Raw genomic sequence first — 17,591 nt, 5'->3', positions numbered from 1 at the left:
AATACCAGGCTCATGAAGCCGTGCGTTGGTGGGCGTTTTCCTCAAGCCAGCGGCTGAGTCGTTCAGCGATACGCTCGCTGGCATGGCCATCGCCATAAGGGCTGAAGACCCGGTTCATCTGTTTGTAAGCTTCGGGGTCGTCCAGAAGGGTGCTGGTTTCCTTGACGATCCGTTCAGTTTGGGTGCCGACCAGCTTTACTGTACCGCCCTCGAGCACTGAAGGCCGTTCGGTAACTTTGCGCAGCACCAGCAAGGGTTTGCCCAGGGCCGGGGCTTCTTCCTGGATACCACCGGAGTCGCTGAGAATCAGGTACGCGCGATCCATCAGCCAGACGAAATGCTGATAGTCCTGAGGCGCCACCAGCAGGATGTTCGATTGGTGCGAGAGCACCCCGTACACGGCTTTTTGCACCTGCGGGTTGAGGTGTACCGGGTAGACGAACTGTACATCCGGGTAGCGCAGGGCCAGCTCCGCCACGGCCAGACAGATGCGTTCGAAGCCCTGGCCGAAGTTCTCCCGGCGGTGGCCGGTGATCAGCACCATGCGCTGGTCATCGCGCAATCGTGCCAGCGGCGAGTCGGCCGCAGGTTTCCATTTGCTCTTGCTCAGGTATTCACGCATCCACAGCAAGGCATCAATGACCGTGTTGCCGGTGACCTCGATCTGCTCCAGCACTACACCTTCGCGCAGCAGGTTGTCGCGGGCCTTGGTGGTGGGAGGGAAGTGCAGGTCGGCGATCACCGTGGTCAGATGTTGATTGGCTTCTTCAGGCCAGGGATCCTTGAGGTTTCCGCTACGCAGGCCTGCTTCGACATGAGCGATGGCAATCTGTCGGTTGAAGGCGGCGAGAGCCGCGATGAAGCAGGTAGTGGTGTTGCCGTGAACCAGGACAATATCCGGCTTGATGCGGGCGTAGGTGGCGTCCAGTTGCCCCAGCAGCTCTTGCGACAGACCGTTGAGGGTCTGGTTCTGGGTCATGACGTGCAGGTCTTCGTCGACACTCAGGCCAAAATCCTTGAGCACCTGCTGGAGCATTTCCCGGTGCTGGCCGGTGGAGCAGATGTTCAGGTCCAGGTCCGGCCACTCGCGCAGCACTCGGGCCAGGGGAGCCATCTTGATTGCTTCGGGGCGGGTGCCAAAAACCATCATGGCTGTGTAGGTCATTGTTCCGCTCCTCGTCTCGCCCTTAAGTTCGAAGTTGTACGCTTTTGCCGGTCTTGTAGGGTTTAGATACAAGCAGCAGATGGCGGGGTTGTCCAATGAACTGTAGGCGAGGATTTTCAGGGGCTCCATCGACCTTGCAGCCAGTCGAGAAAAGCCCGAATCGGCGCGTGAGCCCGCTTGACTTGGTCGCTACGCCTGCGTTAGTTTCACTGACATGAACACATTCCTGCAGTCGCCTCAGCACAGCATTATTACCGCCATTATCGTTTTGGCGGGCTAGCTGGCACTTGCACCGAACCCGCCCTGGAGGCGGGTTCTTTCTCTCTCTCCTGGGCACTTTAAAAACCAGGAGTCACTGATGACCAGCCTTACCGTTAGCCCTCGCACACCGTCCGCGTCGCTGAATCTGCTGTCCGATTACGTGCGGCGCATTCTTGCTGCACCGGTGTACGACCTGGCAATCGAGACGCCTCTGCAGCTCGCGCCTGCCTTGTCCGAGACGCTGGGCAACCAGGTGCTGCTCAAACGTGAAGACCTGCAACCGACGTTCTCGTTCAAAATCCGCGGCGCCTATAACCGTCTCAGTCGCCTGAGTCCGGCCCAGCGTGCGCGCGGGGTGATCACCGCATCGGCCGGCAACCATGCCCAGGGCGTGGCCCTGGCCGCCCGTGAACTGGGCATGTGCGCAACCATCGTCATGCCTACCACCACCCCGGAATTGAAAGTGACCGGGGTGCGTTCACGTGGCGGTGAAGTGGTGCTGCATGGCGACAGCTTTCCTCATGCCCTGGCCCATGCGCTGAAACTGGCCGACAGCGAAGGCGCAACCTTCGTTCCGCCCTTTGACGATCCCGACGTGATCGCCGGCCAGGGCACAGTGGCGATGGAAATCCTGCGCCAGCAGCCCGGCGCACTGGATGCAATCTTCGTCCCGGTGGGCGGTGGCGGATTGATCGCCGGGATCGCTGCCTACGTCAAATACCTGCGCCCTGACGTGAAGGTGATCGGTGTCGAGCCCCAGGACTCCAACTGCCTGCAAGCAGCCATGCTTGCCGGTGAGCGGGTGGTGCTGGCGCAGGTCGGCAGCTTTGCCGAAGGTGTGGCGGTGGCGCAGATCGGCGCGCATTGCTTCGAGCTGTGCCGGCACTATGTGGACGAAGTGATCACCGTCAGCAGTGATGAACTGTGCGCGGCGATCAAGGATATCTACGATGACACCCGCTCGATCACCGAGCCGTCCGGGGCCTTGGCGGTGGCCGGGATCAAGAAGTACGTCGCCCGTGAGCAGGTTCGGGGCCAGACCCTGGTGGCGATCGATTCGGGTGCCAACGTCAACTTCGACCGTCTGCGCCATGTCGCTGAGCGCGCCGAGTTGGGTGAGCAGCGCGAAGCGATCATAGCGGTGACCATCCCGGAGCAGCCCGGTAGTTTCCGCGCCTTTTGCCAGGCCCTGGGCAAACGGCAGATCACCGAGTTCAACTACCGCTATTACCCGGGCAAGGAAGCCAGACTGTTCGTCGGCGTGCAGACCCACCCGCAGCACGACCCTCGTGATCAATTGCTGGCCAGCCTGCGTGCACAGGGCTACAGCGTGCTCGACCTGACCGACAACGAATTGGCCAAGCTGCACGTGCGCCACACCGTCGGCGGGCATGCGGGACCGGGTGCGCACGAGCGGGTGTTGCGCTTCGAGTTTCCCGAGCGTCCGGGGGCCTTGCTGGGTTTTCTGGAGCGTCTGGGCAAGCGCTGGAACATCAGCCTGTTCCATTACCGCAACCATGGTGCGGCGCAAGCATGGGTGTTTGCCGCGCTGGAGGTCCCGGAAGAGGAACAGGCCGGATTGCCTAAGGCCCTCGACGCCATGGGCTATCGCTACTGGGATGAAACCGACAACCCGGCCTATCGACTGTTCCTCGGCTGAGCAAGGTTTGCCCCAGATCAACACGGGGCGGGGCATAGAGGCGGATCCTCAAGGCAATGGATATTGCACGAGGGTTTCGTCATGAGCAGCACGTTCTTCATCCCCGCCGTCAACATCATGGGCATCGATTGTCTCGACGAAGCGATGGCCGCCATCGCCGGCTACGGATTGCGCAAGGCGCTGATCGTCACCGACAGCGGTCTGGCCAAGGCCGGTGTCGCCGAGCGCATCGCCGAACTGCTGGCGATGCGCGACATCGACTCATCGATCTTCGATGGCGCCAAACCCAATCCCAGTATCGCCAACGTCGAGCAAGGCTTGGCGCAATTGCAGCGCGAGCGCTGCGATTGCGTGATCTCCCTGGGTGGCGGCTCGCCCCATGACTGCGCCAAGGGCATTGCCCTGTGCGCCACCAACGGCGGGCATATCAGTGATTATGAAGGTGTCGACCGCTCGGCCAAGCCGCAGCTACCGCTGATTGCCATCAACACCACAGCCGGCACGGCCAGTGAAATGACCCGCTTCTGCATCATTACCGACGAGGCGCGCCACGTGAAAATGGCCATCGTTGACCGCAATGTCACGCCATTGTTGTCAGTCAACGACCCGGCGTTGATGGCGGCCATGCCCAAGGGCTTGACCGCGGCGACCGGGATGGATGCCCTTACTCACGCGATCGAGGCCTATGTGTCCACAGCCGCCACACCGATCACCGATGCCTGTGCAATCAAGGCCATCGAGCTGATCAGTGAAAACCTGCGCCAGGCCGTGGCCGATGGCAGCGACTTGCAGGCGCGGGAGAACATGGCCTACGCCCAGTTCCTCGCCGGTATGGCCTTCAACAATGCCTCACTGGGTTATGTGCATGCCATGGCTCATCAGTTGGGCGGTTTCTACGACCTGCCTCATGGCGTGTGCAACGCCGTGCTGCTGCCGCATGTGCAGCGCTTCAATGCCAAGGTCAGTGCCGCGCGGCTGCGTGATGTGGCCAAGGCCATGGGGGTGGATGTGTCTGGCATGAGTGTGGAGCAGGGCAGTGATGCAGCGATTGCTGCTATCGAGACCCTGTCGCGGGACATTGATATCCCGGCAGGGTTGGCGGTTCTGGGAGCAAAAGAAGAGGATGTGCCAACCTTGGCCAGCAATGCGCTGAAGGATGCCTGTGGCCTGACTAACCCGCGGGTGGCCAGTCAGGTGGAGATCGAGGGGATCTTCAAGGCGGCATTCTGACCATACCTGTGGGAGTGGGCTTCAGACCACCAGCGACAACAGCATGATGAAGATGATGCCGACCACCGAGAGGATAGTCTCCATCATGCTCCAGGTCTTGAAGGTCTCGGCCACGGTCATGTTGAAGTACTGTTTCACCAACCAGAAACCGGCGTCGTTGACGTGGGACAGAATCAACGAGCCCGCGCCAGTCGCCAGCACCAGCAACTCACGGTTGACCCCCGGAATCATGCCGATCACGGGCGCCACAATCCCGGCACCGGTAATGGTCGCCACTGTCGCCGACCCCGTGGCGATGCGAATCACCGCCGCCACCAGCCAGGCCAGCATGATCGGCGAAATCTGCGCATGCACGGCCATCTGGCCGATGACATTGCCCACCCCGGTGTCCACCAGCATCTGCTTGAAGCCACCACCGGCGCCGACGATCAAAACGATGGCGGCGGTTGGCGCCAGGCTTTGGTCGAGCAGTTTCATGATCTGCTGGCGCGAGAAGCCGCGGGCCGCGCCAAAGGTGTAGAACGCCAGCAACAGCGCTGCGAGCAGGGCGCTGATCGGGTGGCCGATCAGGTCCATCCATTGACGCACGATGTGTTCAGCCGGCAGCACCACGTCCGCGAAGGTTTTCAGCAGCATCAGAAACACCGGCAACAGCACGGTGATCAGGGTCACGGCGAAGCTGGGCAGGTTTTTCTGCTCGGACTCGCGGGCGATCTGGTCCATCAGTTCCTGGGACGGTGATCCCGGGATGTAGCGGGAGATGAAGTTGCCGTACAACGGACCTGCAATGATCGCAGTGGGCAGGGCGACGATCAGGCCATAGAAAATGGTCTTGCCGATATCGGCATTGAAAATGCCAATGGCCAGTAGCGGGCCCGGATGTGGCGGCACCAGACCATGGACCACCGACAGCCCGGCCAGCAGCGGAATACCAATCTTGATCAGCGACACGCCAGAACGTCGGGCGACGATGAACACCAGGGGGATCAACAGTACGAAGCCGATCTCGAAGAACAGCGGTATGCCTACCAGGAAAGCGGCGAACATCATTGCCCAGTGCACTTTCTGTTTACCGAAGGCACGGATCAGGGTTTGGGCGATTTGGTCGGCGCCGCCAGAGTCGGCCATCAGCTTGCCGAGCATGGTGCCCAGGGCCAGGACGATACCGACAAAGCCAAGCACGCCACCAAAGCCGTCCTGGAAGGATTTCATTACTTTGGCCACCGGCATGCCTGAGGTCAGGCCGAGAAAACCGGCTGCCAGGGTCAACGCGACGAAGGGGTGGACCTTGAAGTGGGTGATCAGTAGCACCAGGCCGACGATGGTGACTAGCGCATCGAGCAGCAGGTAGGTATCAGTTGCCAAACCGAACATGGTTCAGTGCCTCATCTTGTCATTGTTGTGGGTGGAGCATTTGCCGCATTTATGTGGCGAGACAGCGCTATCTTTGGTGAGCCGGAAAACGTCCTGATCAGGCAGTTCGCGCCAGCACCGATTCACCGCAGGGCTTTAGCCACTGGTCGACCTGCAGCGCCAGTTGATCCACCGGCAAGGTGGCATCCAGCGGCAGGGTCAGGGCTTCACCATTGGGGCGTTCGAGGGCGGCGAATTGGCTGTCGATCAGGCTGGCCGGCATGAAGTGCCCGGGACGGGCAAGCACCCGGCGGCTGGCTTCTTCTGGGGTGAGGTCGAGGAAGACGAAGCCAAGGTCCGGGACGGCATGGCGCAAGGCGTCGCGATAACGCTTTTTCAGCGCCGAACAGGTGAGGATCGGGCGTTCACCGGACTTGAGGGTGGCTTGCAGTTCATCACCCAAACGGATCAGCCAACCGGCACGGTCGTCATCGTTCAGGGGAATACCAGCACTCATCTTGTTGATATTGGCAGCAGGGTGGAAGTCGTCGCCTTCGATCAAGCGGCCGCCGCTTAAGCCGGCAATGGCGGCACCGACGTAGCTCTTGCCGCAGCCAGCTACGCCCATTACCACGATTGCGGACAGGGGTGGGTTCATCGGTACCTCCTGCAGGGTAAGATAGCGCTATCTTTGACCGGGACGAGATAAGTCTCGGGCGCTTCTTACCCAGATGTTATTGATTTTGTATTCAGCAGTCTGGATGCTCATTTCAGGTCAACTGCAGTTATGCATTGCCTGTGTTCTGAGACAGCGCTACCTTAGTGCCCGTTCCCTATTCTTTGCAAGTCGAAAATAAAATTCCCATGACCCGCATCGGCTCCCGCACTACCGGTCGTCCCACCCTGGCTGAAGTGGCCAGGCTTTCCGGGGTATCCCCGATTACCGCTTCGCGTGCCTTGCGCGGGGTCAGCACGGTTGCCCCGGAACTGGTCGAGAAGGTCAAGCAGGCTGCAAGCACCCTGGGTTATGTCGCCAACCCCGCTGCCCGGGCGCTGGCCTCGGCCCAGAGCGAGTCGATCGTGGTGCTGATCCCGTCGCTGTCCAACCAGTTGTTCATCGAGACCCTGGAGGCCGTCCACGAAGTCATGCGGCCCCGCGGACTTGAAGTGCTGATCGGTAACTATCACTACGATATCGCCGAAGAAGAAAAGCTGATTCGCAACTACCTGGCCTATCAGCCGCGTGGCATGCTGCTCACCGGTTTCGACCGCAGCGAGGCGGCCAAGCAGATGCTCAGTGCCAGTGGTGTCCCCTGTGTGCACATGATGGAGCTGGGTGTGCAGGAGCAAGGCATGTCGGTGGGCTTTTCCCAGCAGCAGGCCGGTGCAGCGGCGGCCCGGCATCTGCTTGAGCGCGGTTGCCAGCGCCCGGGTTTCATTGCCGCACAACTCGACCCGCGGGTGATGCAACGTGCCGAAGGCTTTCGCCAGGCCTTGGTTGAGGCGGGTCGCTATGCCGGTGAGCTGCAGGTGCTGTCGCCGCAGCCGTCGTCCATCGGCCTGGGCGGCGAGTTGTTCAGGCAGTTGCTGGCAGAGCATGGGGATGTCGACGGAATTTTCTTCTGCAACGACGACCTGGCCCAGGGCGCGATTCTCGAAGCGTTGCGCCTGGGGGTAAAGGTGCCGCAGCAGGTGGCCATGGTTGGCTTCAACGATCTTCCGGCCTCGGCGCACATGGTCCCGCGCCTGACCTCGATACGCACTCCGCGTGCGGCCATCGGCCGTTGCGCCGCCCAGGCACTGTTAGGCTTGCTCGACGGCAAGCGTGGCACGGTGCACAACCAGGACCTGGGCTTTGAACTGATGGTCCGCGAAAGTAGCTGAGCCCCGCCCCCCTCAATGGGGGGGCGATATCAAAGTGCTTGCACGGCGTCGGAGTCGATCTATGCTCAGCAACACCTTGGCATGGAGGGCAGTACGATGTTCGATTTTCATCGCAAGTCCGATCTGGTCGAAATTGAGCAATGCAACCGGGTTTTGGCCGGAATCAACGCTAAGTTGGCCGCTATCAGCCGCTCCATGGCGATGATCGAGTTCAGTCCGGACGGGATCATCCTTGAAGCCAACGACAACTTCTGCAAGGCCACGGGCTACAGCCTTGAGCAGATCCGCGGCAAGCACCACCGGATTTTCTGTGAGCAAGACTATGCCAACAGCGAAGATTACCGGCGCTTGTGGCGAGACCTGGCCCGCGGCGAGCCGCAGAGCGGCACTTTCGCCCGGATTGACCAGCAAGGTCGCGAGATCTGGCTCGAAGCCAGCTACATGCCTGTGTTCGGGCCACAGCAGCAGGTCACCAGCGTGATCAAAGTGGCCTCCGACATCACCCGCCGGGTGCAGGATGAGCATGAGAGCGACAGCCTGATCAATGCCATCAGCCGCTCCATGGCCATGATCGAGTTCACCCCGGACGGCAGGGTGATCAAGGCCAACCAGAACTTTCTCGACACCATGCGTTACCGTCATGAAGAGATTGTCGGCCAGCATCACAGCCTGTTCTGCCACAAGAGCGAAAGCGAGTCGGCGACTTACAAGGCCTTCTGGGCCTCGCTCAATCGTGGCGAGTACCACTCGCACCGCTTTGAACGGGTCAACAAACTGGGGCAGATGGTCTATCTGGAAGCCTCCTATAACCCGATCTTCGACACCCGGGGCCGGTTGTTCAAAGTGGTCAAGTTCGCCAGTGATATTACCTCCCAGGTCAGCACCCAGCAGACGGCCGCCGAGGCTGCGCATGCCACTTCTGTGCAGAATGATGCCTGCGCGCGCAAGGGCTCTCAGGTGGTGCAACAGACCGTGCAAGTGATCGAAGAGATTTCCCAGAACCTCAATGCGGCCGCGCGCAGTATCGATGCGGTGAGCAAACAATCGGAACTGATCGGGCAGATCGTGCAGACCATTCGTGGCATTGCCGACCAGACCAACCTGCTGGCCCTCAATGCGGCCATCGAAGCGGCACGGGCCGGTGAGCACGGTCGGGGGTTTGCCGTTGTGGCCGATGAGGTGCGTAACCTGGCGGCGCGCACCAGCAAGGCGACCCTGGAAATTGTCGAGGTGGTGCGCCAGAACCACGACCTGTCGTTGACCGCTGTAGCGAGCATGCAATCAAGCCTGAGCCGGACCGGGATTGGCGTGGAGCTGGCCAATGAGGCCGGGGAGGTGATCCTGGAAATCCAGCAGGGCTCCCGGCACGTAGTCGATGCCATCAGTCAGATCAACTCGACCTTGCAGTTGCACTGAGTGCCCTTCAACTCACGGACGCGGGTTAGGTCAGTTGTTTTTCCAGGGTCAGCAGGCTCTGCTCCAAGGTATCCAGCAAGGCCTTGAGCTGGTCGTTCGAGGCATCGCCGAGACTGGCCTGCTCCAGGGCTTCGCAATTGCGCACCACGCCGCGCGCCTTGATCATTTTGGCCCCACCCTTGATTCGGTGGACCAGGGCGCGCAGGGTATCGCGCGAAGGCTGCGGGCCAAGGTCGCGCAGGGCGTTGAGGTCTTCATGGTTGCTGCGGGCCAGTTCGCCTTTCAACCGATGGATCAGGCTGGAGTCTCCCAACGTCAGGAACTGGAGGTTGTCTATGTCGAAGCCGCTGGCGTGTAAATCTTCTTCGGCGGTTTGTGCCAGCGCTGTCTGAGTGTTCGTGGCCTGCAGATGGCGACGCAGTTCAGCCAGCCCGATCGGCTTGAACAGGCAATCGTTCATGCCGCTGGCCAGGCAACGCTCGCGCTCTTGGGCCTGGGCATTGGCGGTCAGGCCGAGAATCAGGCAGGCAGGCCGCTGCAGTCGGCGCTCGTGGGCACGGATCTGGCGGGCCAGCTGATGCCCGTCCATGCCGGGCATGTAGCAATCGGTGATGACCGTGTCAAAGTCGTTCTGTTGCCACAGCGCCAGGGCCTGCTGTCCGTCGCTGGCCTGGCTGACCCGATGGCCAAGTACCGTCAGCTGGCGTTCGAGCAGCATCAGGTTGGCGGGGTAGTCGTCCACCACCAGAATGGACTGCGCCGGCATGGCGTTGTCTGTCGCCGTTGGCCTGCTGTCGTTGTGCTGTACAGGTTCGGCCAGGGGCAAGGTCAGCGTGACATGGACACGTGTGCCCTGTTGCGGGGCGCTCAGCAGGTTCAACTGACCGCCCATGAGTTCACACAGGGTGCGGCTGATTATCAGGCCCAGGCCAGTACCCTGGCGGGTCGTTTGCGTGCCGACCTGGGCAAAGTGCTGGAACAGTCGTTGCTGGTCTTGGGCGCTGATACCGATGCCGCTGTCTTCGACCCCGAGCAGGACCTGTAGTTGCCCTGCCTGGCTGTCATTGAGTTGAAGGCTGACCTTGACACTACCCTGGTCGGTGAACTTGATCGCATTGCTCACCAGGTTAGAGAGGATCTGTTTCAGGCGCAGCGAATCGACAGCCACCAGGTGTTCAGTGGGCTGTAAATCGGTTTCCAGCCTCAGCCCCTTGAGCCTGGCGTTGCCTTCGAACACGCGGACGGTGGCGGAGATCAGGGCATTGAGGTCCGTAGGCTGTGGCGCCAGGGTCATGTGCCCGGATTCGATACGGACGATGTCCAGAACGTCGCCGAGCAGCTCCAGCATGCCATTGGCCGATTCAAACGCCACCTGCAAGGAGGCGCGGTCGGCGCGTCCCTGTTCAGCGTCCTTGATGGCCAGTTCGAGCAGGCCGATGACGGCATTCATCGGCGTACGGATTTCATGGCTCATGGTTGCCAGGAAGGTACTTTTGGCACGACTGGCGTCTTCGGCCTGCTCTTTGGCCAGGCGCAGCTCTTCGAGCAGGCGCTTGCTGAAACCCAGTTCAAGTTGCAGGGCCTGCTCGGCTTCGCTGCGTTGGCGGATCAGTATGCGCAGGTAGCGGTTCCAGATGATCACCGCGGCGATCAGCACACCGGCGCCCAGCAGGATCTGCAGGATAAGCCCGCGGTAGTTGTACCAGAGACTGTCGCTGATCAACGCATTGGTTCGCCAGCGGCCAGCCAGTTCGGTCATCTCGTCGGGGGGGATACTGAGCAGGGCCTTGTCGAGGATCGAGTGCAACAGTGTGGCGTCACGGGCCACGGCAAAGGCGGCAATGCCGGGTTGGTCGCCAAAGATCGAGGCGATCTGCAGTCGGTCCTTGAACATGCGGTTGACAAAATAGGCGGCATTGATCTGTGAGCTCAAGGCCGCATCGGCCTTGCCCTGCGCCACAGACTCCATCAGTAACAGTGGATTATCGACTTGTACCAGCGTGGTGCGAGGAAAACGCACCTGTCGTTGGAGCTCGAACGGGAAAAAACCGCGTATCACGGCCAGGCGCTTGTCCTTGAGTTGCTCGGTACTGTGCAGGGTATGGTTATCGGTGCGGGTGACCAGAACGCGTGGGGTGATCAGGTAGGGGCGGGAGAAGCGCAGGGTGACTTCGCGTTCCGGAGTGGGGGACAGCATACCGGCGATATCGGTTTTGCCTTGTTCGACCTGCTTGATGATTTCCACCATCGAGTCGACGACATGAACGTCGAACTTAAGACCGGTACGCAGACTGATCTGATCAAGGACATCGGCGGTAATGCCGCGAAACTGATGACCCTCATCGTAAAAGCTCAAGGGCGCAAAGTGTTTGTTGATCGCCACCCGGACCCGCGGGTGTTGTGTGATCCAGGTATGCTCAGCGGCGCTCAGGCTCAAGCTGCTGCGACTGAGCAGCACCCGGGTGCTACCGCTGGTCCAGCGTCGCAGGATATTCAAACGGTCATTGTCACCGATGGAGTCCAGCGCTTGATCGACCAGGCGTAACAAGGTGGTGTTGTTGCGGGACACGGCAAAGCCAAAGGTACCTCGCAAGTTCTTGATGAAGTGATCGATCTGCACACTGCCCAGGTAGACACGAGTGATCAGATAATCACTGCTGACGGCATCGCCGAGAAAGGCGTCGGCTTGTCCCAGTGACACGGCCGAGAGGCCCGCCACGTTGGAGCTGTACAGCCGAAGCTTGGCTTGCGGGTAAAGTGCAGTAACCGCCGCTTCGGGCAGATAATGATCGACCATGGCCAGACGTAGCCCTTCGAGCTTGTCGTTGGCCCCCAGGGTTTTACCCGAGCCGATCACAATCACCGCTTGGTCGTCGGTATAAGGGTGGCTAAGCACCAGTTGCGCGTCGGCGGCCTCGAAGGCATTGGCACTGCCCAGCAGATCGATCTGCCCGGCATGCAGCGCAGCAATGGCCTGGGCCCGGTCGGCAAAACGTTGGACCTTGATCGGGATGCCTAACAGTTCACTGATCAGTCCGGCATAGTCGGCGGTCAGGCCTTCATAGTCGCTTTTGCTGGTATTGATATCGAACGGAGGGTAATCCGGCACGCTTGTGCCGAGCAGCAAGTGCTGCTTGTGCTTGAGCCAATTGCTGTCTTCGGCTGACAGTTTCAGAGCCGTGCTGCTGATCGAACGGGCCAGTAGCTGGCGAGGCTCAGCTACTTCTACGGCGCGTGCGGGGAGTGCCTGCAGGCTTAGCAGGCAACCCAGCAGCGAGACCTTGAGCAGGTTCATGACAGGCTCAGATCGAATGACGTCGCGATAGATCGACCAGCTCCACAAATGAACGCAGTTCCAGCTTTTCCAGGATCCGGGTCTTGTAGGTGCTGACAGTTTTGGCACTCAGGTGCATGCACTCGGCGATGTCGTTATTCGACTGCCCGTTTACCAGCAGCCGCAGTACCGCAATTTCCTGGTCGGAGAGTTTTTCCAGGCGCTGCTGCTCGTTAAGCAGCGGGCCGTGGCGTGTCGACAGGTCAGGAAAGGTCGAGTAGCCCTTGATCATGGCTTTCAGCACGCTCACCAAGGCCTCAAGGTCTTCGTCCTTGCGCATGAATGCCGAGGCGCCAGCGTCAAGGCAGCGCCGGGCAAACAAATTGGCGGGTTGACCGGTCAACACCATGACGCGCGGCGCAGGTTCGAGCAGTTGCAAGCGCTTCAACACATTCAGGCCGTCAATATCTGGTAGACCGATGTCGAGTATCACCACATCAGGGCGCAGCTCGCGGGCCAACTGTACTGCAACTTTACCGTCGTTGGCCTCACCGACGATGGTGAAGTGCTCGCGTTCGAGCAACATGCGCACGGCAAAGCGGACGGTGGAGTGGTCGTCAACTATCAACACAGAGGTCAATGTTCAGCTCCTTGTCGAGTATGTAAGCAAATTCCCGAATCATTCAGGAAGGCGGCTCTGGCCAGGGCCGGAAGCGCGCCAACAATACGTCGAATCAAGGAACGATAGTACGAGGAGTATAGCTGTGTTGAATTAATCGGATATTTCTGACGAAAATTCCTACAGCCGTTGGGCTCTTATCGAGCTGAGTCCAGACAGGGCCGACACAGTAATGTACGGCCCGCTCTAGGTTTTTAGAACGATGTGGTGAAGGACGCGTAGTAGGCCCGACCGGCTTCGTTGTAGGTCAAAGCGCCAGCTTCGTCAGAATTTCCCTCGCGGTACAGACGCTTGTCGAACAGATTGTTGACCCCGACGCGCACGCTCAGGTGCTTGTTGAATTCATAGCCACTGCTGATACCGACCAGCCCATAGGGGTCGACATCTTTTTGTACCTTGGGGTCCAGCGTTTCGTTGGCCCGGGCATTGTAGCTGGGCGCTTCCTGCTTACCATAGTAGGTACCGTTGAGCTGGAACGAGAGTTTGTCAGTGGCATTCCAGTCCAGGGTGGAGTTGACCGTGTACTCGGGGATGATGCTCAGCGGTTCGCCGGTTTTCTTGTCTTCTGACTCGATCATGTAGGTGAAGTTGGTATTCCAGTCCAGGCTCGGCGTGAGCGCGATGAACAGGTTGCCTTCCACCCCTTGCACCACCGCCTTGCCGGTATTTTCCCAGCGCAGGATGCGGCGGCCGTTGGGCAGGCGGAACAAGGTCTGGTTGCCGGCCTCGATCTTGTTCTTGTAGTCGTTGCGAAAGTAGGTCGCGCTGGTGCGCCAGGTACCTTTGTCGTAGGCCAGGCCCAGTTCCTTGTTGATGCTGGTTTCCGGATCGAGGTTGGCGTTGCCCAGCAGGTAGCAGCCGCCATTGTTGACTTCGCTGGAGTTGCAGCCACCGCCACGGCTGTACAGCAGGTAGTTGGGGTTGGCCTGGTACAGGTTCGGGGTCTTGTAGGCACGGGCGATACCACCCTTGACGCTCAGGGCTTCGGTGATCTGGTGCGAGGCGTTCAGGCTCGGGCTCCAGTTGCTGCCGAAGTCTTCATGATGGTCGTAGCGCAGACCGGGAGTGACGATGGTGTTCTCGCCGACTTCGATGTTGTCCTCGGCGTAAAGGGCGAAGCTGTGCGCTGTGGATTTGGTCTGGGAGCGGTCGAAGCCCGGCAGTTCGGCACCCGGGTCATAGCCTTGCGGGCGCAGCGAGCCTGGGTCGTTGAGCGACTCGTAAAGGTATTCGCCACCCAGGGTCAGCACTTGCTCAAGGCCGACGCTCAGCGGCAGGTTGACCTCGCCGGTGGCGCGGGTGTTGCGCAGACGTGATTCAAAGCGCCCGGCACCGCCGGACGGTGCACCTTCGCCCCAGCCGGCCAGGCCTTCATTGAGGCGGTCGTTACGGGTCAGGTCATAGGACAGCGACGCGGTCGAGCTGCCCCAGTCATAGTCGCCGCGATGGGTCGCGGCGAAACTGGAGCGTTGCATGACGTTGGTTTCCTTGCCGACCTGGCTTTCGACGAATTCGCCGCCGGCGTTGAGCATGGTGTCACCGGCGAAGATGTTGCCCTGGCGACTGTAGCTTGACTCCAGGTCGACGGTGTTGGCCGGGTCGATCTTCCAGCTCAGCAGGCCGTTGATGTCCTTGTTGCGCACGCCTTCACGGCCGGCCATCAAGGATTCTTCATAGGCCTGGTGTGCCGAGTTGATTTTCATGTCGTCGGCGTCGGTCTTGTTCAGGTTGCCGTAGACGCGAAAGATCAGGCTGTCGGTGAGCGGTCCGCTCAGGCTGAAGTTGATGCGCTTGCCAGTGCCTTCGGCATCGTCCTCGGGGAGCATGCTGTACAGGGTCATGGAGCCGCGCAGGTCCTGGGTCGGGCGCTTGGTGATGATGTTCACCACACCGCCCATGGCCCCGGAACCGTACCGCGCGGCGACCGGGCCGCGAAGAATCTCGATGCGTTCGACTTCCTCGGCTGGTACCCAGTTGGTTTCGCCGCGGGTGTCACGGTCGCCGCTCCAGCCATAGCGTACGGCGTTGCGTGAGGTGGACGGCTTGCCGTCGATGAGGATCAAGGTGTTTTCCGGACCCATGCCGCGCAGGTCGATCTGCCGATTGTTGCCGCGGGCGCCGCTGCTGCTGTTGCCGGTGAGGTTGACCCCAGGCTCGCGGCGGATGATGTCGGAAAGGTCGTTGACTGGCGGGCGTTTCTTGATGTCTTCAGCGGTGATGATCGACACCCCTGGGGCTTGTTTGAGCTCTTCTTCGGCGGTGCCCAGCACTTTGGTGTTTTCCAGCTCGATGGCTTGGCGGGTGCCATCGACCGGAAGGTCGGTTGCTTGGATCTGGACTTCATCGGGTTGCAGTTGCAGGGGAGCAGCATTGAGACTCGGGGAGCCCAGTGTTGCCAGCAAGGCAATACTCAAGGGGCTGAGGTTGAAGCGCGACGCCATGTCAAAAGTCTCCTTGAACAAAGGGTGAGCGGGACCTGGGACAAATAGGTCTTGCTCGAGGCGTCGAGAATGATAAGGATTAGCATTAGCATGTAAAGCGTTCAGGCGGAAAATAAAATATTAACGGATCGGGAACGAAGGCTCTGAATCGGTGGTTCTGGCGGGGTGGAGTGGGTCGGCAGGTGGTAGGAGACAGAAAAAGGGACCGCAGTCACCCCCATCGGTGACTGCGGTCAAGCGGGAAATCTGCTCGGTTTATCGCGGGGCAAGCCCACTTCTACTGCTGCAGTACAGTGGCCTGGTTGCCGGAACCATACTGCTCGATGGTTGAGATCATGCTCGCGCCGCTCTGGTCGACTATTGCCTGGTTGTAGGAACCACCCTGGGTCACGTAGGAGACGTTGATGCCGTCGGTCTGCTTGATGTTGGCGCTGTTGTTGTCGCCATACAGCTGCCAGGTGGAGCTCTGGTTGCCACTGCCGGACTGGTCCAGCTTGATGCTGTTGCTCTCGCCTGTACTGGAACCTGTGGCGTAGTTGTTGGTGCCGCGTTGATCTGCGATCAGCAGGTTGTCAGTGCCGTTCTGTTCGAAGTACAACTCGTTGTTGCTGTCGACCTGGGTCAGTTCGGCGGTGTTGCCGGTACCGCTTTGATTCAACCGAGCCAGTTGCGCAACGTCCTTCTGGGTCAGGTTGGCGCTGTTGCCGGTACCGCTCTGGTTGATCGCTGCAGTCTGGCTGGTGCCGAACTGGCCACCGGCTTTCTCGCCTTTCCAGTTGCTGGCCAGAACCTTGTTGCCAGTGCCGTTGGAGGAGACCTCCAGGACATGGCTGTCGCCGGTCTGATAGGTGAAGCTGACGTTGCTGTCGCCGGTCTGCACCAGCGTCGATAGCGACCCCATCGACTCGTACTGGTCGGCATAGATGGCATTGAGGTTGCCGCTCTGGAAGAGGTTGGCGTTGTTGTTTACACCAAAACTCTGGTCGATGACGCCTTCGTTGCTCAGGCCAAATTGGGTTACCGAGGCGTGGCTGTCAGCCTGGGTGTCCTGCCAGACTTCGGTGGAGTTGCCGGTACCGTTCTGGGTAATGGTGAGGGTGCCCGCCTGGCCTTCGCGCTGGTCGCCATAGGCCCAGTTACTGTTACCGGTCTGATAGATACCGATCTGGCCGTCGTTATGGTTGATGTGTTCGGCGGCGCTGTAGTTGTCGGTACCGTCCTGGATGCTCAGGGTGTTGTTGGCGGCGGTGTTGTTCAGTTGCTCGACAAAGGCGCGGTTATCGTTACCGTACTGCATAGTGGTGCCCGTGCTGCCAGTCTGGCTGTCCTGGTAGACGAACGAGAAGTTGCCGCTGCCTTCCTGGGTTTGCTCGGCCTGGTTTTCGGTACCCAGGGACTGGCTGGCATGGGTGTTGTTCAGGGAACCGGCCGATTGCTGGTTGATCTGGCTGCCATACTCGAACAGTTGCTCGGCGTAGCCGGCGTTGTAGTCACCGTCCGTGCTTTGCTGAATGTAGCTGTTGCCACCTTCCTGCTTGGCGGCGTGGTTGTTGCCCAGGCCGACCTGGTCCTGGGTGGTGATGCTTAACGCGGCGGTCGTCTGTTTGACCTCAGCGATGTTCTCGGTACCGGACTGGTTTTGAGTCGACTGGCTTTCGTCAGCCATCGCCTGGCCAGCAAGGCACAGAACAATGGCGGCGCTTAAGGGAGCGAGCTTGAACATGGTGGTGCCTCCAGGGTTTAACGGTATTGGTTGACCTGTATGCGCTGACCGTTGCCGGCCTGGATCACCGAGCTTTGCAGCCCGGTGCCGGCCTGGACGATGCTGGCGCTGTTGCTGTTGCCGTATTGCTCGATGTTCGCGCGGTTGTTGCTGCCGCTCTGAGCGATCGCGGCGCTATTGCCATAGCCTTGTTGGTGGATGGTGGCCATCAGGTCGTTACCTTGTTGCAGGATGTACGCCTCTTGCGCTCCACCGGACTGAACGATGCGGCCCAGCAGGGCCTGACCGTCCTGGCCGATGGCGGCGCGGTTGGCTTGCCCGTTCTGCTCGACCTGCGCCTGCTGCCCGGCGCTGACTGGCAGTGGTTGCATCGACAGCGGCTCGTCCAGATCCCCACCGGGACCAAGGTCGGCGTTATCCATCAAGTCGTTGGCCACGGCGGCCTGAGCGCTCAGGGTCAGGCAAAGCAGCAAGGTGGTCAGGCGCGCCATGGTCATGTCTCCTG

General features: G+C 60.3%; 12 protein-coding genes and 1 pseudogene. 5 read left to right on the top strand and 8 right to left on the bottom strand.

What is annotated here, in order from left to right; translation table 11 throughout:
• Nucleotides 1-10 precede the first annotated feature (10 nt).
• A complete protein-coding gene (wecB, locus tag ACRESH_RS03875) occupies nucleotides 11-1,165 on the bottom strand; it encodes a non-hydrolyzing UDP-N-acetylglucosamine 2-epimerase (protein ID WP_431740705.1) in 1,155 nt (384 codons plus the stop codon).
• Between the two features lie 358 nt (nucleotides 1,166-1,523).
• On the opposite strand from wecB, the gene ilvA reads away from it, so the two are divergent.
• Together ilvA and yiaY are read left to right on the top strand one after the other, a co-directional pair.
• Complete coding sequence (gene ilvA / locus ACRESH_RS03870; RefSeq protein WP_431740704.1) at nucleotides 1,524-3,086, top strand: threonine ammonia-lyase, biosynthetic; 1,563 nt, start codon at nucleotides 1,524-1,526, stop codon at nucleotides 3,084-3,086.
• 81 nt (nucleotides 3,087-3,167) lie between these two features.
• Nucleotides 3,168-4,316, top strand: coding sequence for an L-threonine dehydrogenase (gene yiaY / locus ACRESH_RS03865; RefSeq protein WP_431740703.1), 1,149 nt, complete (start codon nucleotides 3,168-3,170; stop codon nucleotides 4,314-4,316).
• A gap of 21 nt (nucleotides 4,317-4,337) precedes the next feature.
• On the opposite strand, the gene ACRESH_RS03860 is transcribed toward yiaY, so the two are convergent.
• Both ACRESH_RS03860 and ACRESH_RS03855 read right to left on the bottom strand, forming a co-directional pair.
• Nucleotides 4,338-5,690 (bottom strand): GntP family permease, encoded by a 1,353-nt coding sequence (locus tag ACRESH_RS03860; RefSeq protein WP_431740702.1) that lies wholly within the window; start codon nucleotides 5,688-5,690, stop codon nucleotides 4,338-4,340.
• A 97-nt stretch (nucleotides 5,691-5,787) separates the two neighbouring features.
• Complete coding sequence (locus ACRESH_RS03855) at nucleotides 5,788-6,327, bottom strand: gluconokinase (RefSeq protein ID WP_431740701.1); 540 nt, start codon at nucleotides 6,325-6,327, stop codon at nucleotides 5,788-5,790.
• A gap of 206 nt (nucleotides 6,328-6,533) precedes the next feature.
• On the opposite strand from ACRESH_RS03855, the gene ACRESH_RS03850 reads away from it, so the two are divergent.
• From ACRESH_RS03850 to ACRESH_RS03840, 3 genes and pseudogenes are all read left to right on the top strand, one after another.
• Complete coding sequence (locus ACRESH_RS03850; protein WP_431740700.1) at nucleotides 6,534-7,553, top strand: LacI family DNA-binding transcriptional regulator; 1,020 nt, start codon at nucleotides 6,534-6,536, stop codon at nucleotides 7,551-7,553.
• Nucleotides 7,554-7,568: 15 nt separating this feature from the next.
• Nucleotides 7,569-8,432: pseudogene (locus ACRESH_RS03845) on the top strand (PAS domain-containing protein); the annotation flags it as partial.
• A gap of 42 nt (nucleotides 8,433-8,474) precedes the next feature.
• On the top strand, nucleotides 8,475-8,969 hold the full coding sequence (locus tag ACRESH_RS03840; protein WP_431740751.1) for a methyl-accepting chemotaxis protein: 495 nt from the start codon (nucleotides 8,475-8,477) through the stop codon (nucleotides 8,967-8,969).
• A gap of 25 nt (nucleotides 8,970-8,994) precedes the next feature.
• On the opposite strand, the gene ACRESH_RS03835 is transcribed toward ACRESH_RS03840, so the two are convergent.
• From ACRESH_RS03835 to ACRESH_RS03815, 5 genes are all read right to left on the bottom strand, one after another.
• Nucleotides 8,995-12,264: a transporter substrate-binding domain-containing protein gene (locus ACRESH_RS03835; protein WP_431740699.1), complete on the bottom strand. Its 3,270-nt coding sequence runs from the start codon at nucleotides 12,262-12,264 to the stop codon at nucleotides 8,995-8,997.
• Between the two features lie 7 nt (nucleotides 12,265-12,271).
• On the bottom strand, nucleotides 12,272-12,883 hold the full coding sequence (locus ACRESH_RS03830; protein ID WP_431740698.1) for a response regulator: 612 nt from the start codon (nucleotides 12,881-12,883) through the stop codon (nucleotides 12,272-12,274).
• A 233-nt stretch (nucleotides 12,884-13,116) separates the two neighbouring features.
• Nucleotides 13,117-15,363, bottom strand: a complete 2,247-nt coding sequence (locus ACRESH_RS03825; RefSeq protein WP_431740697.1) for a FepA family TonB-dependent siderophore receptor — start codon at nucleotides 15,361-15,363, stop codon at nucleotides 13,117-13,119.
• 277 nt (nucleotides 15,364-15,640) lie between these two features.
• Nucleotides 15,641-17,086 carry a curlin gene (locus tag ACRESH_RS03820; RefSeq protein ID WP_431740696.1) on the bottom strand — a complete coding sequence of 482 codons (1,446 nt, stop codon included), beginning with the start codon at nucleotides 17,084-17,086 and terminating at the stop codon, nucleotides 15,641-15,643.
• 17 nt (nucleotides 17,087-17,103) lie between these two features.
• Nucleotides 17,104-17,577, bottom strand: coding sequence for a curlin (locus ACRESH_RS03815; RefSeq protein WP_431740695.1), 474 nt, complete (start codon nucleotides 17,575-17,577; stop codon nucleotides 17,104-17,106).
• Nucleotides 17,578-17,591 lie beyond the last annotated feature (14 nt).

This window comes from Pseudomonas sp., from assembly GCF_050739775.1.
In the GTDB taxonomy this organism is placed as follows: Bacteria; Pseudomonadota; Gammaproteobacteria; order Pseudomonadales; family Pseudomonadaceae; genus Aquipseudomonas.
Note: the sequence above shows the minus strand (reverse complement) of the source record. Positions and strands in the feature narration are given on the sequence as shown.